Origin of the sequence: Streptomyces sp. SolWspMP-5a-2, assembly GCF_900091845.1 — a bacterium.
Classification (GTDB): Bacteria; Actinomycetota; Actinomycetes; order Streptomycetales; family Streptomycetaceae; genus Streptomyces; species Streptomyces doudnae.
The window spans coordinates 1-13,817 of the sequence record NZ_FMCI01000295.1; the positions used below are offsets into that span (position 1 = coordinate 1).

Genomic DNA, 13,817 nt, shown 5'->3' on the forward strand with positions numbered 1-13,817 from the left:
CGGGAGAACTCTCCGCACCGCACGACGACCGTTCGACGAGTGCTCCGTCCCCGCCGGATGCCGCGGGCCGGACGACTCCCACCAGGAAGGGACCCACGTGAGCGAGCGAAGGAGAGTCACACCGGCGGGCGGAGGGCGGCTCGGCGCGGCCGGGGCGGCACTGGTGCTGTGCGCGGCGGGCGCGGCGCTGGGGCTGGCCGCGGGGCCCGCGCAGGCGGCCGAGGTGTCGTACGCCACCCACTGCGTGCCGCCCGCGGGCATCGACCCGGTCGACGGGACGACGAAGGTGGAGATCACCGCCCCCGCCACCGCGAAGGTCGGTGACACCGTCGACGTCGTCTGGAAGTTCGTCCAGGCCGCGTCGAAGAACCCGGACATCATCGACCTGCCCGCCGACTCCGTGCAGCCCTCCGGCACCCTGAAGGCGGCCGGGGCGCAGACGGCGTCCGTCGCGATGCAGGGACCGCGCGAGAACCCGGCGATCCCCAAGGGCGCCACGATGGTGCTGTCCGACATGAAGGGTTCGCTGAAACTGACGACGGCGGGGGAGGTCACCCTCACGCCGGACGCGTACACGGTGAACGCGTTCTCCACGGACACCGCGTGCGCGCCGACGGGGACGGTCCCGCAGGCGGCGACGATCGAGGTGACCGGGGACGACGACGGCGGCACCCCGAGCCCGACCCCCACGGACACCGGGTCCCCCACGCCGTCGCCGACCGCGACCGGGGACGACGGCGGCGGCTCGGGGACCGGCGGGCAGACCGACTTCACCGGCAAGGAGGTGCAGATCCCCTACACCTGCCAGTCGCCGATCGGGGAGAAGAAGGCCACGTCACCGATCCAGATCAACGCCAAGAAGGACGGCGGGAGTTACGCCCTCACCGTGCAGTTCAAGAAGTCGGTGATGGACAGCCCGGCCGACATCCCGGCGGGCTCGGTGAAACCGTCGATGGACGTCGTCCTCGGCGGCGCCGACAAGGGCACGGTCCATGTGACCGGCCCGGCCAACCCCGACCCGATCAAGAGCGGGGACCCGATCGAGATACCGGACCTGACCGGCACCTACAAGCCGGGCGCCAGCGGTTCCTCGACGCTCTCGCCGGGCGTGCTCACCATCGAGGCGCTGGGCACCACGACGACCTGCACCCCGGACCGCACGGAGGTCTCCCTCACCCTGGACACCACCGAGCAGGCGAGCGGCGCCTCGGGAGGCTCGGGCGGCTCGTCGAGCGGCGGCGGGGGGACGTCGTCGGGCGGCGCCTCGACGTCGGCGTCCGGCGGCCTGGCCGAGACGGGCGCGCAGGACCACGGCGCCCTGAAGGCCCTCGCGCTGGTCGCGGGCACGGCGGTCCTGCTGGGCGGGGCGGTCTTCACCTTCATGCCGCGCCGCGGGACCCGCTGAGACGCGCGGCGGGCCGCCGGATTCACCGGCGGCCCGCCGCGGTTCTCCCGAGCCCGCCCGGTCCCCGGGTTCCGCCGGTGCGCTCACCGGAGGGACAACGGGCGCGCGGCCGGGCTCAGTTGACGTCGCCCATCAGCGCCTTCACGCGCCTGCGGTACATCCACACCGCCGCGCCCGCCGCGACCGCGAGCACCGCCTCCAGGGCGACCACGCCCGTCTTGTTGAGGTCGACGCCCGCGATGGACAGCAGGCCGGTGGTGGCGTCGCCCGCGGTGACCGCCAGGAACCAGACACCCATCATCTGCGAGGCGTACTTGGCGGGCGCCATCTTCGTGGTGACCGAGAGGCCGACCGGGGAGAGCATCAGCTCGCCGACGGTCTGCACGAAGTAGATCGCCACCAGCCAGAGCGCCGCCGCCTTGTGGCCGCCGCCCGCGATGGCCAGCGGGGCGAGGAACAGGAAGAAGGACAGGCCGACCAGGATCAGGCCGAAGGCGAACTTGGTCGCCGTGCTCGGCTCCTTGCCGCGCCGGGCCAGCGCCAGCCAGAGCGCCGCGAAGACCGGCGCCAGCGCCATGATCAGCACCGGGTTGACCGACTGGTACCAGGAGACCGGGAAGCCCCAGCCGAGGACGGAGTTCTTCGCGGAGGAGTCCGCGAAGATCGACAGCGTCGAACCGCCCTGGTCGTAGATCATCCAGAAGACGGCCGCGGCCACGAAGAACCAGATGTACGCCGACATCTTCGACCGCTCGGCGCTGTCCAGCGTCCGGTCCCGCCTGATCCGGCCGAGGACGACGACCGGGATGACCAGTCCGGCGACCGTGATCGGCACCATGACCCAGTTCAGGGTGTAGTGGCCGGAGACGCCGACGACCGCGTAGAAGACCACCGCGACGGCGGCCCACAGCGCGGACTTGCGCAGCGTGGACACCTTCTCGGCCGGGCTCATCGGGGTCGGCACCACGTCCGACTGCGGGCTCAGGTGGCGGCTGCCCAGCAGGAACTGGGCCAGACCCAGCGCCATGCCGACGGCGGCGAGCGCGAAGCCCAGGTGCCAGTTGACGCTCTCGCCGACGGTGCCGATCGTCAGCGGCGCCACGAACGCGCCGACGTTGATGCCGATGTAGAAGACGGTGAAGCCGCCGTCCCGGCGCGGGTCGTCGGGGCCGTCGTAGAGGTGGCCGACCATCGTGGAGATGTTGGCCTTGAGGAGACCGGAGCCGATCGCCACCAGGCCGAGCCCCGCGTAGAAGGTGCCCGCGTACGGCAGGGCGAGCGTGAGGTGGCCGAGCATGATGACCGCGCCCGCCACGGCGACCGTCCGGCGCGGGCCGAGGACGCGGTCGGCGAACCAGCCGCCGGGCAGGGCGAGCAGGTAGACGAGGGACAGGTAGACCGAGTAGATCGCGGTCGCGGTGGCCGCGCTCAGGTGCAGGCCGCCCGGGGCGACCAGGTACAGCGGGAGCAGGGCCCTCATGCCGTAGTAGGAGAAACGCTCCCACATCTCGGTCATGAAGAGGGTGGCCAGTCCGCGGGGGTGGCCGAAGAAGGTCTTCTCGGAACCGGGGATGCCCGGGGTCGCCGAGTCCTTCGTCAGGCTGGACGCCATGGTCGTTCCTTGCTGGTCGGGACGCGCACGCGTGAGCGGGTCGCGCCCGGTGGGGGGAGGCCGGCACCGGCGAGGGTCGGATCCGTCCACCCCACGCCCACGGGGAGTCCGCTCCGGGTCCCGGAGCGGCGGACGGCGACCACCGGGATCCACGCCCTCGTCACGGAGGGCCCGGCCACAGGTCGTTCTCGTTCCTTCCGGACCGGCGCGCACCGGCCCGGAACACAAAAGAGACCCTCAGCGTCAAATAGGCGCCAAAGGTCCCCGCAGTGCTACAGGCGTTCATTCACCATAAGGCAGGACACTGCCGGATATGGAAGGACTTGAGAGATGGATCACAGGTGACGGTGGAACCGAACGCCGTGATTCCAAGGTACCCATGGCCCGCGCACCCCACAGACAGAGGTTCGTTCCGGTACGCCCAAAGGTAAGAACGACGGGCGCCGATCACACCCCAGCACGTGTCACCGGCGGACTACCATCACCCCATGACCCGTGTACTGCTCGCCGAGGACGACGCGTCCATCTCGGAGCCGCTGGCCCGCGCCCTGCGCCGGGAAGGCTACGAGGTCGAGGTGCGTGAGGACGGACCCACCGCGCTCGACGCCGGAATGCAGGGCGGTGTCGACCTGGTCGTACTGGACCTCGGGCTGCCCGGCATGGACGGCCTCGAGGTGGCCCGCAGGCTGCGCGCCGAGGGCCACGCCATCCCGATCCTCATCCTGACCGCCCGCGCCGACGAGGTGGACACCGTCGTCGGGCTGGACGCGGGCGCCGACGACTACGTCACCAAGCCCTTCCGGCTCGCCGAACTCCTCGCCCGGGTCCGGGCCCTGCTGCGGCGCGGCGCCGTCGAGCCCGCGCAGCCGCCCGCGACGCACGGCGTGCGGATCGACGTCGAGTCGCACCGCGCCTGGATGGGCGAGGAGGAACTCCAGCTCACCGCCAAGGAGTTCGACCTGCTGCGGGTCCTGGTGCGGGACGCGGGCCGGGTCGTCACCCGCGACCAGCTGATGCGCGAGGTCTGGGACACCACCTGGTGGTCGTCGACCAAGACCCTCGACATGCACATCTCCTGGCTGCGCAAGAAGCTCGGCGACGACGCGGCCAACCCCCGCTACATCGCCACCGTGCGCGGCGTGGGCTTCCGCTTCGAGAAGAGCTAGCCGGGGCCGGGTCCGCAGGCCCGCCCTCCCCCCACACCAGGTACAGAGGTCATGCGCCGCCGACTGATCCAGTCCACGCTCGCCGTGGTGCTCGTGGTGATCGCCGTCTTCGGCGTGTCCCTCGTCATCGTGGAGACCCGCACCATCAGCACCAGCGCCCAGGAGCGGGTCAGCTCCGAGGCGCAGCGGCTGGCCAGCATCGTCGACAGCCGCCTGATCGGCGCGGGCGCGGTCAACGCGGAGATACTGCGCGCCCAGGTCACCCAGGACCGGTACGCCGTGATCAAGCTGCCGGGGGAGCCCGCCTTCACCGTCGGCAGCAAGCCGGACGGCGAGGTGATCCGGGGGCACGCCACCGGCGAGGAGGGCGAGACCGTCGTCGTCGAGGAGCCGCGCTCCTCGGTGACCCGCGAGGTCGGCCGCACCCTGCTGATCATCGCGCTGGTCGCGCTGCTCGCCGTCGTCGCGGCGGTGCTGCTGGCGATCCGCCAGGCCAACCGGCTCGCCTCCCCGCTCACCGACCTCGCGGAGACCGCCGAGCGCCTCGGCTCAGGCGACCCGCGCCCCCGCCACAAGCGCTACGGCGTCCCCGAACTGGACCGGGTCGCCGACGTCCTGGACTCCTCGGCCGAGCGGATCGCCCGCATGCTCACCGCCGAACGGCGCCTGGCCGCCGACGCCTCGCACCAGCTCCGCACCCCGCTCACCGCGCTCTCGATGCGGCTGGAGGAGATCACCCTCACCGACGACCCGGACACCGTGAAGGAGGAGGCGAACGTCGCGCTGACGCAGGTCGAGCGGCTCACCGACGTCGTGGAGCGGCTGCTGACCAACGCCCGCGACCCGCGCACCGGCTCCGCCGTCACCTTCGACCTGGACGAGGTCATCCAGCAGCAGCTCGCCGAGTGGCGGCCCGCCTACCGGGGCGTGGGCCGGGCCATCGTCAGCTCGGGCAAGCGCCACCTCCAGGCGGTCGGCACGCCGGGCGCGGTCGCGCAGGTGCTGGCCGCGCTGATCGAGAACTCGCTGATGCACGGCGGCGGCACGGTCGCGCTGCGCACCCGGGTCACCGGCAACCAGGCCGTCATCGAGGTCACCGACGAGGGCCCCGGGGTCCCGGCGGACCTCGGGGCGCGGATCTTCGAGCGGACGATCAGCGGCCGCAACTCCACCGGGATCGGCCTGGCCGTCGCCCGCGACCTCGCGGAGGCGGACGGGGGGCGGCTGGAGATGCTCCAGACGAAACCGCCGGTCTTCGGCCTGTTCCTGTCCCGCACCCCGATCAAGCGGCCGCCGACCGCGCCGGACGACGACCCGACGACGGTCAGGTAGCCGGGCCCCGCCTCAGCCCACGCGGTGGGCGGTGGGCCGGGGCTTGTCCTGCTGCGCGGGCGGCCGCGGCTGCTCAAGGAACGATTCCGCGCCCGCCGAGAGCGCCGTCGAACCCGAGGTGGCCGCCGCGGGCACCACCGCCACCGGCTCGCGGACCGGCAGCGCCCGGAACACCCACGAGCGGTAGGACCAGAACCGGAACAGCGTGGCGATGCCGATGCCGATGAACTTGAAGACGTTGCTCTGCAGCGGGGTGTCCCAGCCGAAGCCGTACGTCGCCGTGTAGAGGATGCCGTTCTCGATGACCAGGCCGACCGCGCTGAACAGCAGGAACAGGGTCAGTTCCTTCGTCCGCCCGCCCTTGTCGCGGTCGCGGTAGGTGAAGTAGCGGAACCCCACGTAGTTGAAGGCGATGGAGACGATCGTCGCGATGACGCTCGCCCGCACCACCGGGATCCCGCTGAGGTGCCTGACCAGGTTGAAGACGACGAGATTGACCAGCAGGCCCGCGCCGCCGACCGCGCCGAACTTGGCGGCCTCGCGCACCAGCCTCCGAAACCCCGAGGAACCACGTCCCATGGTCGTGCAGGCCCCCGTCCGGGTCGGTTTCGTCAACCCGACCATGCTAACCACCCCCCTCCGTGATCGCCTGTCCCCGCGCACACCGCACGGGAACAGCTTGGGAAGAGTGTCCCAAGGCGAGGGGAAAGGGCAGGTAAGAGCAGTGCCGGACCGGCCGGAACCGGTCCGGAACGGCCGGAAACCGTCGGCCCCCGGGCGGCCGATACCCTAGGGGCGTGACGTTCCCGGTAGTCGGCATGGTCGGCGGGGGGCAGCTCGCTCGTATGACACACGAGGCGGGCATCCCGCTCGGCATCAGGTTCAAGCTCCTCAGTGACACTCCCCAGGACTCCGCGGCGCAGGTGGTGAGCGATGTCGTCATCGGCGACTACCGCGACCTGGAGACGCTGCGTGCCTTCGCGCGGGGCTGTGACGTGATCACCTTCGATCACGAACACGTCCCCACCGAGCACCTGCGGGCCCTGGAGGCGGACGGCATCCCCGTCCGCCCCGGACCCGACGCGCTCGTGCACGCCCAGGACAAGGGGGTGATGCGCGCGCGACTCACGGAGATCGGCGTCCCGTGCCCACGGCACCGCCTCGTGCGGGACCCGGCCGACGTGGCCGCCTTCGCCGCCGAGGGCGAGGGCTTCCCGGTCGTCCTGAAGACCGTGCGCGGCGGCTACGACGGCAAGGGCGTCTGGGTCGTCGACGACGAGACGCAGGCCCACGAGCCGTTCCGGGCCGGGGTGCCCGTCCTCGCCGAGGAGAAGGTCGACTACCTGCGCGAGCTGGCCGCCAACGTGGTGCGCTCCCCGCACGGCCAGGCCGTCGCCTACCCGGTCGTGGAGTCCCGCCAGGTCGGCGGGGTCTGCGACACGGTGATCGCCCCCGCGCCCGGCCTCGACGAGTCCCTCGCCCTGGCCGCCGAGGAACTGGCGCTGACCATCGCGAAGGAACTCGGCGTCGTCGGCCACCTCGCCGTCGAGCTGTTCCAGACCCGGGACGGCCGCATCCTCGTCAACGAACTCGCGATGCGCCCGCACAACTCCGGCCACTGGTCCATGGACGGCGCGATCACCTCGCAGTTCGCCAACCACGTCCGCGCCGTCCTCGACCTCCCGCTCGGCGACCCGCGCCCGCGCGCGCCCTGGACGGTCATGGTCAACGTCCTCGGCGGGGACTTCCCCGACATGTACTCCGCGTACCTGCACTGCATGGCCCGCGACCCCCGCCTCAAGATCCACATGTACGGCAAGGACGTGAAGCCCGGCCGCAAGGTGGGCCACGTCAACACCTACGGCGACGACCTGGACGACGTGCTGGAGCGCGCCGCACACGCCGCCGGCTACCTGAGAGGCACGATCACCGAATGAGCCCTGTTGTAGGCATCGTCATGGGGTCGGACTCCGACTGGCCCGTCATGGAGGCCGCCGCCCAGGCGCTCGACGAGTTCGAGATCGGGTACGAGGTCGACGTCGTCTCCGCGCACCGGATGCCGCGCGAGATGGTCGCCTACGGCGAGCACGCGGCCGGACGCGGACTCAAGGTGATCATCGCCGGGGCGGGCGGCGCCGCCCATCTGCCCGGCATGCTCGCCTCCGTCACCCCGCTGCCCGTCATCGGGGTGCCGGTGCCGCTGAAGTACCTCGACGGCATGGACTCCCTGCTGTCGATCGTGCAGATGCCGGCCGGGGTACCGGTCGCCACCGTCTCCGTCGCCGGGGCCCGCAACGCGGGTCTGCTCGCCGCCCGCATCCTCGCCACCCACGACGAGGACCTCCAGCACCGGATGAGCGACTTCCAGCAGGAGCTGAACGACCAGGCCACCGAGAAGGGCAAGCGGCTGCGCGCCAAGGTCGAGGGCGCGGGCGCCGGATTCGGGTTCCGCAAGTGAGCGCCCCCACCGCGCTGGAGCGGGCCCGCGAACTCCTCGGCGAGTTCCCCGTCGTCGACGGCCACAACGACCTGCCCTACGCGCTGCGCGAACAGGTCCGCTACGACCTCGACGCCCGCGACATCGCCGTCCCCCAGGACGCCCATCTGCACACCGACCTGCCCCGGCTGCGGGCCGGCGGGGTCGGCGCCCAGTACTGGTCGGTGTACGTCCCCTCGGACCGGCCCGGCGCGGTGCCCGCCACCCTGGAGCAGATCGACTGCGTCCGCCAGCTCATCGACCGCCACCCGGCCGACCTGCGCGCCGCGCTGACCGCCGCCGACATGGAGGCGGCCCGCGCCGAGGGCAGGATCGCCTCGCTGATGGGCGCCGAGGGCGGCCACTCGATCGGCGAGTCGCTCGGCACCCTGCGCGGCCTGTACGGCCTGGGCGTGCGCTACATGACGCTGACCCACAACGACAACGTCGCCTGGGCGGACTCGGCGACCGACGAGCCGCGGGTCGGCGGCCTCTCCGCGTTCGGCCACGAGGTCGTCCGGGAGATGAACCGGCTCGGCATGCTCGTCGACCTCTCGCACGTCGCGGCGACGACGATGCGCGCCGCCCTGGACACCTCCACCGCGCCGGTGATCTTCTCGCACTCCTCGGCCCGCGCCGTCTGCGACCACCCGCGCAACATCCCGGACGACGTCCTGGAGCGGCTGCCCGCCAACGGCGGCATGGCGATGGTCACCTTCGTGCCGAAGTTCGTGCTCCAGGCCGCCGTGGACTGGACGGCCGCCGCGGACGAGAACCTGCGCGCCCACGGCTTCCACCACCTGGAGTCCAGCCCGGAGGCGATGGCGGTGCACCGCGCCTTCGAGGAGCGCGCCCCCCGCCCCGTCGCCACCGCGGCCACGGTCGCCGACCACCTGGACCACATGCGCGAGGTGGCCGGGATCGACCACCTCGGCATCGGCGGCGACTACGACGGCACGCCGTTCACGCCCGACGGCCTCTCCGACGTCTCGGGCTACCCGAACCTGATCGCCGAGCTGCTGGAGCGCGGCTGGTCGCGCGCCGACCTCGCCAAGCTCACCTGGCAGAACGCGGTCCGGGTGCTCTCCGCGGCCGAGGACGTCGCCCGCGACCTGCGGGCCATCCGCCCGCCGTCCAACGCGACCCTCGCGTCCCTGGACGGCGCCGAGGGCTGAGCAGCGGGGGCGGCGGCGGGCGGCGACGGGCCCGCCCCCGCCGCCGCCCCGCCCACCTGGGCCGGGACCGGCCGGGGATGCCCCGAACGCCCCGTCCACCAGGAAGGGCCCCCGCCACCGTGCGACGGTGACCGTACCGCCATCACGACGTACGGAGCCCGGCATGGCAGACCTCCAGGACGAACTGCACCCGACGACCGAGGTCGGCGCGCTCGACGAGCTGCCGGAACCCTTCGTCGTCGCCGCGCCCGCCCCGTCCCCGCCGGATCCGGACGCCTCCCCGCTGCGCCGCGCCCGCGCCCTGCTCGCCGCGCACCCCGTCGCCGACGGCTACTGCGGGCTCCTGTCGGCCCTGCGCGGGCTGCCCTGGTACGACCTGGAGATGGGCGAGAGCGCCCTGGACACGGACGTGCCCCGGCTGCGCGAAGGGCACGTCGGCGCGCTGTTCTGGTCCCTGCACCTGCCCGAGGGGACCCCCGCCGAGCGGGCCCTGAGCGCCACCCTGGATCAGCTCGACCTGGTGCGGGCGGTGGTGCGGGCGCACCCGGAGGGGCTGCGGTCCGCCGACACCGCGGGGGAGATCAGCGACGCCCGGTACTGCGGCCGGATCGCGGTGCTGTCCGGCCCGGCCGCCGCCGCGGCCCTCGACGACTCGCTGGCCGTGCTGCGCTCGCTGCGCGCCCTCGGCCTGCGCGTCCTGACGCTGTCCGGGACCTCGTGGGCGAGCGGTCCGGGGCTCACCCGGTTCGGCGAGGAGGTGGTGCGGGAGATGAACCGGCTCGGTGTCGTCGCCGACCTCTCCGGCGCCTCGGGGGCGACCGTCCGCCGGGTGCTGGCCGCGTCCAAGGCGCCGGTGCTGTGCGCCCGTTCCGGCGCCCGCGCGCTGCGCCCGCACCCCTTCAACCTCCCCGACGACCTGCTGGCCGCCCTGGGCGCCGCCAAGGGTCTGTGCATGGTGCCGCTCGCCGCCGAGCAGACCGGCCCCTCGGTGCGGGACGTCGCCGACCACCTCGACCATGTGCGCCGGGTGGCGGGCCCGGCGTCGGTGGCCCTCTCCGGCACCTACGACGCCGGTGTCGCCCACCCGCAGGAGCTGGGCGACACCTCCGGCTATCCGCACCTGGTCGCCGAACTCCTCGAACGCGGCTGGCCCGAGACCGATGTGGCCCTGCTCACCTGGGGCAACGTCCAGCGGCTGCTGCGCGGCGCGGACTTCGCGGCCCGCGCCGCCCAGCTCCGGCGCCCCCCGTCGACGGCGACCCTCGCGGAGTGCGACGGCTGAGCCCCGGCGCGGACCCGCGCTAGGCGCGGCAGAGGCAGAACGGGTGACCGGCCGGGTCCGCGTAGACCCGGAAGGAGCGCGCGCGGTCCCCGGTGTCGAGCGGTCGCGCGCCGAGGGCCAGGACGTCCGCCTCCGCCGCGTCCAGGTCGGGGACGCTCAGGTCCAGGTGGAACTGCTGGGGCCGGGCGGGGTCCGGCCAGGCGGGGGCTTCGGTGCCGGGCGCGGACTGGAAGGAGAGCGTGCCCCCGGAGGGGAGCGCCAGGTCGACCCAGCGGTCGCTCCCGGCCTCCACCGTGCCGCCGAGCACGGCCGCGTAGAAGTCGGCCAGGGCGAGCGGGTCGGGGCAGTCCAGGACGACGGAACCCAGGGCGGCGAGAGCCATGACTCCTCCTCGGAGCGTCAGTGCCACCGGCGCTGTTACCGGTAAGCGGCTTGAGACGGTAACGGTTACCCCATGCTCCCGTACAGGAGGTAACGTCGCAACCATGAGTGGGAGATCGGCCGCGCCGGGGAGCCTCGCGCTGGTGCAGTCCCTGGTGAACACCGTGGACGTCGAGTCGGGCGCCGACGCGCTCGGCACCGCCGAGGGCCTGGCCGCCTGGGGCCTCACCGCCGACGACCTGCCCGCCGCCCGCGCCCTGCGCGAGTCGCTGCGCGCCGCCCTGCTCGCCCACGCCGGTCATCCGCCGCACGCGCGGGTCACCCCGCTGGACACCCTGCTGGCCGGGGCGCCGCTGCGGCTGACGGTCGACGCCGGGGACGGCTCGGCGGCCCTCGCGCCCGCCGGCGGCGCCCCGCTGCTGTCCCGGGTCGCCCTCGCCGTCGCCGAGGGGCTGGTCGCGGGCACCTGGCAGCGGCTGAAGGCGTGCGAGGCCGCCGACTGCCTCTGGGCGTACTACGACCGCAGCCCCGCGGGACGGGGCCGCTGGTGCTCGATGCAGGTCTGCGGGGCGCGCGCCAAGATGCGCCGCTACCGGGCCAAGTAGCCCACTGGGCAAGGCAGTTGAGCCGTCGTCCGGCACGTTCGCGTCATCTGGGGCAGAATGCGGTCAGACGCCGGTTCGGCCGACTGAGCCTCGGCCGAACCGGCGTCGCCCGGCCCGGCCCCGCGGCTCACGCCGTCGGACGGCCCATCGCGCGGTAGGTCCAGCCCGCCGCGCGCCACAGCTCGGGGTCGAGGGCGTTGCGCCCGTCCAGGATCACCTGGGCCGAGGCCACCTTGCCCAGCTCCCGCGGGTCCAGCTCGCGGAACTCCCGCCACTCCGTCAGGTGCAGGACGACGTCGGCGCCCCGCACCGCCTCCAGGGCGCTGTCGGCGTAGCCGAGGGTCGGGAAGACCCTGCGGGCGTTCTCCATGCCCTTCGGGTCGAAGACCGTCACCTGGCCGCCCTGGAGGTGTATCTGCCCGGCGACGTTCAGCGCGGGGGAGTCCCGCACGTCGTCCGAGTCGGGCTTGAAGGCGGCGCCGAGCACCGCGACCCGCTTGCCGAGGAACGAGCCGCCGCCCAGCGCCTGCCGGGCCAGCTCCACCATCTGGCCGCGCTGGCGCATGTTGATCGAGTCGATCTCGCGCAGGAACGTCAGCGCCTGGTCGGCGCCCAGCTCGCCCGCGCGGGCCATGAACGCCCGGATGTCCTTGGGCAGGCAGCCGCCGCCGAAGCCGATCCCCGCGCGCAGGAACTTGCGGCCGATCCGGTCGTCGTGGCCGATCGCCTCGGCCAGCTTCGCGACGTCGCCGCCCGCCGCCTCGCACACCTCGGCCATCGCGTTGATGAAGGAGATCTTGGTCGCCAGGAAGGAGTTCGCCGAGGTCTTCACCAGCTCCGCGGTCGGGAAGTCCGTCACCACGAAGGGCGTGCCGTCCGCGATCGGCGTCGCGTAGACCTGGCGCAGCAGCTCCTCCGCCCGCGCGCTGCGCACGCCGGTGACGATCCGGTCGGGGTGCAGGGTGTCGTCCACCGCGAACCCCTCGCGCAGGAACTCCGGGTTCCAGGCCAGCTCGGCGGCCTCGCCCGCGGGGGCGTGCGCGGCCAGGTAGGCGGCGAGCCGGTCGGCCGAGCCGACGGGCACCGTGGACTTGCCGACGACCAGCGTCGGGCGGGTCAGGTGCGGGGCGAGCGAGGCGACCGCGGAGTCGACGTAGGACATGTCGGCCGCGTACTCGCCGTGCCGCTGCGGGGTGTTGACGCAGACGAAGTGCACGTCGCCGAAGGCGGCGGCCTCGGCGAAGTCCATGGTGAAGCGCAGCCGCCCGCTCGATCCGGGAAGCCCGGCGACGTGCTTGCGCAGCAGTTCCTCGAGGCCCGGTTCGTACATCGGGACCTCGCCGCGCCTGAGCTTGTCGATCTTCTCGGCGACGACGTCGAGCCCGAGCACCTCGAAGCCCAGCTCGGCCATGGCCGCCGCGTGGGTGGCGCCGAGGTAACCGGTGCCGATCACGCTGATCTTCAGGCTCATCGATGCTCCAGACGGGTGGGGCGGCTGCTGCGGTGCCGAGCATAGCCGGGGCATGGGAAGGCCTTTCGCCGGGCACTTTCCCGCTGTCGCCAAGCTCACGTACCCGTGTCCCGGGCGGCCGCCTAAAATTCGTGTTACTTAACGGTAATTAGCACCGTCACGACAGCTCGTCACAAGCGTCCTTGGAGCGTGAGAGACCTTGGCCGGATCGGCTGACTTCGACCTGTACCGCCCGTCCGAGGAGCACGACATGCTCCGTGACGCCGTCCGCGCGCTGGCCGAGGCGAAGATCGCGCCGTTCGCCGCCGCGGTGGACGAGGAGGCCCGGTTCCCGCAGGAGGCGCACGACGCCCTGGTGGCGAACGACCTGCACGCGGTGCACGTCCCCGAGGAGTACGGCGGCGGTGGCGCGGACGCGCTCGCCACGGTGATCGTCATCGAGGAGGTGGCCCGGGTCTGCGCGAGTTCCTCGCTGATCCCGGCGGTGAACAAGCTGGGCTCGCTGCCGGTGATCCTCTCCGGCTCCGAGGAGCTGAGGAAGCGGTACATGACCCCGCTCGCCAAGGGCGACGGCATGTTCTCCTACTGCCTCTCCGAGCCGGACGCCGGTTCGGACGCCGCCGGGATGAAGACGCGGGCGGTCCGTGACGGCGACCACTACGTCCTGGACGGCGTGAAGCGCTGGATCACCAACGCGGGGGAGTCGCGCTTCTACACGGTGATGGCCGTGACCGACCCCTCGAAGCGCTCCAAGGGCATCTCGGCGTTCGTGGTGGAGAAGGACGACGAGGGCGTCTCCTTCGGCGCCCCGGAGAAGAAGCTCGGCATCAAGGGCTCCCCGACCCGCGAGGTCTACCTCGACGGCGTCCGTGTCCCGGCCGACCGCATGATCGGCGAGGAGGGCACCGGTTT

13 protein-coding genes are annotated in these 13,817 nt (G+C 72.8%); 9 read left to right on the top strand and 4 right to left on the bottom strand.

Going from position 1 to position 13,817, the window contains the following annotated elements; all coding sequences use genetic code 11:
* Positions 1–163: 163 nt before the first annotated feature.
* The gene (locus GA0115242_RS29390; RefSeq protein ID WP_093833794.1) at positions 164–1,405 is read left to right on the top strand and encodes a hypothetical protein; all 1,242 of its coding nucleotides are present in this window, start codon (positions 164–166) and stop codon (positions 1,403–1,405) included.
* Positions 1,406–1,520: 115 nt separating this feature from the next.
* On the opposite strand, the gene GA0115242_RS29395 is transcribed toward GA0115242_RS29390, so the two are convergent.
* Entirely contained in the window at positions 1,521–3,017 is a 1,497-nt protein-coding gene (locus tag GA0115242_RS29395) for an oligopeptide:H+ symporter (RefSeq protein ID WP_093833797.1), read from the bottom strand.
* A 488-nt stretch (positions 3,018–3,505) separates the two neighbouring features.
* On the opposite strand from GA0115242_RS29395, the gene GA0115242_RS29400 reads away from it, so the two are divergent.
* The gene (locus tag GA0115242_RS29400; protein ID WP_093833799.1) at positions 3,506–4,183 is read left to right on the top strand and encodes a response regulator transcription factor; all 678 of its coding nucleotides are present in this window, start codon (positions 3,506–3,508) and stop codon (positions 4,181–4,183) included.
* 51 nt (positions 4,184–4,234) lie between these two features.
* Positions 4,235–5,515 (top strand): ATP-binding protein, encoded by a 1,281-nt coding sequence (locus tag GA0115242_RS29405; RefSeq protein ID WP_093833801.1) that lies wholly within the window; start codon positions 4,235–4,237, stop codon positions 5,513–5,515.
* Between the two features lie 12 nt (positions 5,516–5,527).
* Here GA0115242_RS29405 and GA0115242_RS29410 read toward each other — a convergent pair whose 3' ends face one another.
* Complete coding sequence (locus tag GA0115242_RS29410) at positions 5,528–6,094, bottom strand: GtrA family protein (RefSeq protein ID WP_093833803.1); 567 nt, start codon at positions 6,092–6,094, stop codon at positions 5,528–5,530.
* A gap of 218 nt (positions 6,095–6,312) precedes the next feature.
* On the opposite strand from GA0115242_RS29410, the gene GA0115242_RS29415 reads away from it, so the two are divergent.
* From GA0115242_RS29415 to GA0115242_RS29430, 4 genes are all read left to right on the top strand, one after another.
* Positions 6,313–7,452, top strand: coding sequence for a 5-(carboxyamino)imidazole ribonucleotide synthase (locus tag GA0115242_RS29415; RefSeq protein WP_093833805.1), 1,140 nt, complete (start codon positions 6,313–6,315; stop codon positions 7,450–7,452).
* On the top strand, positions 7,449–7,973 hold the full coding sequence (gene purE, locus GA0115242_RS29420) for a 5-(carboxyamino)imidazole ribonucleotide mutase (protein WP_093833807.1): 525 nt from the start codon (positions 7,449–7,451) through the stop codon (positions 7,971–7,973). The genes GA0115242_RS29415 and purE overlap by 4 nt, the downstream gene beginning before the upstream one ends.
* The gene (locus GA0115242_RS29425; protein WP_093833809.1) at positions 7,970–9,166 is read left to right on the top strand and encodes a dipeptidase; all 1,197 of its coding nucleotides are present in this window, start codon (positions 7,970–7,972) and stop codon (positions 9,164–9,166) included. Before purE ends, GA0115242_RS29425 begins: the two co-directional genes overlap by 4 nt.
* A 163-nt stretch (positions 9,167–9,329) precedes the next feature.
* Entirely contained in the window at positions 9,330–10,448 is a 1,119-nt protein-coding gene (locus GA0115242_RS29430; RefSeq protein WP_093833811.1) for a dipeptidase, read from the top strand.
* A gap of 19 nt (positions 10,449–10,467) precedes the next feature.
* Here the strand turns inward: GA0115242_RS29430 and GA0115242_RS29435 are convergent, their stop codons facing one another.
* The gene (locus GA0115242_RS29435; RefSeq protein ID WP_093833813.1) at positions 10,468–10,830 is read right to left on the bottom strand and encodes a VOC family protein; all 363 of its coding nucleotides are present in this window, start codon (positions 10,828–10,830) and stop codon (positions 10,468–10,470) included.
* A 103-nt stretch (positions 10,831–10,933) separates the two neighbouring features.
* Here GA0115242_RS29435 and GA0115242_RS29440 point away from each other — a divergent pair, with 103 nt between their 5' ends.
* The gene (locus GA0115242_RS29440) at positions 10,934–11,434 is read left to right on the top strand and encodes a CGNR zinc finger domain-containing protein (RefSeq protein WP_093833815.1); all 501 of its coding nucleotides are present in this window, start codon (positions 10,934–10,936) and stop codon (positions 11,432–11,434) included.
* A gap of 127 nt (positions 11,435–11,561) precedes the next feature.
* Here GA0115242_RS29440 and GA0115242_RS29445 read toward each other — a convergent pair whose 3' ends face one another.
* Positions 11,562–12,905: a UDP-glucose dehydrogenase family protein gene (locus tag GA0115242_RS29445; protein ID WP_093833817.1), complete on the bottom strand. Its 1,344-nt coding sequence runs from the start codon at positions 12,903–12,905 to the stop codon at positions 11,562–11,564.
* A 199-nt stretch (positions 12,906–13,104) separates the two neighbouring features.
* Here GA0115242_RS29445 and GA0115242_RS29450 point away from each other — a divergent pair.
* Positions 13,105–13,817, top strand: a 713-nt coding sequence (locus GA0115242_RS29450; RefSeq protein WP_176729936.1) for an acyl-CoA dehydrogenase family protein, incomplete at its 3' end; no start/stop codon positions are given.

Excerpts from the sequence above, each read along its gene's own strand:
- GA0115242_RS29395 (WP_093833797.1), bottom strand. The coding sequence starts at position 3,017 with ATGGCGTCCAGCCTGACGAAGGACTCGGCGACCCCGGGCATCCCCGGT.
- GA0115242_RS29400 (WP_093833799.1), top strand. The coding sequence starts at position 3,506 with ATGACCCGTGTACTGCTCGCCGAGGACGACGCGTCCATCTCGGAGCCG.
- GA0115242_RS29405 (WP_093833801.1), top strand. The coding sequence starts at position 4,235 with ATGCGCCGCCGACTGATCCAGTCCACGCTCGCCGTGGTGCTCGTGGTG.
- GA0115242_RS29410 (WP_093833803.1), bottom strand. The coding sequence starts at position 6,094 with ATGGGACGTGGTTCCTCGGGGTTTCGGAGGCTGGTGCGCGAGGCCGCC.
- purE (WP_093833807.1), top strand. The coding sequence starts at position 7,449 with ATGAGCCCTGTTGTAGGCATCGTCATGGGGTCGGACTCCGACTGGCCC.
- GA0115242_RS29430 (WP_093833811.1), top strand. The coding sequence starts at position 9,330 with ATGGCAGACCTCCAGGACGAACTGCACCCGACGACCGAGGTCGGCGCG.
- GA0115242_RS29435 (WP_093833813.1), bottom strand. The coding sequence starts at position 10,830 with ATGGCTCTCGCCGCCCTGGGTTCCGTCGTCCTGGACTGCCCCGACCCG.
- GA0115242_RS29440 (WP_093833815.1), top strand. The coding sequence starts at position 10,934 with ATGAGTGGGAGATCGGCCGCGCCGGGGAGCCTCGCGCTGGTGCAGTCC.
- GA0115242_RS29445 (WP_093833817.1), bottom strand. The coding sequence starts at position 12,905 with ATGAGCCTGAAGATCAGCGTGATCGGCACCGGTTACCTCGGCGCCACC.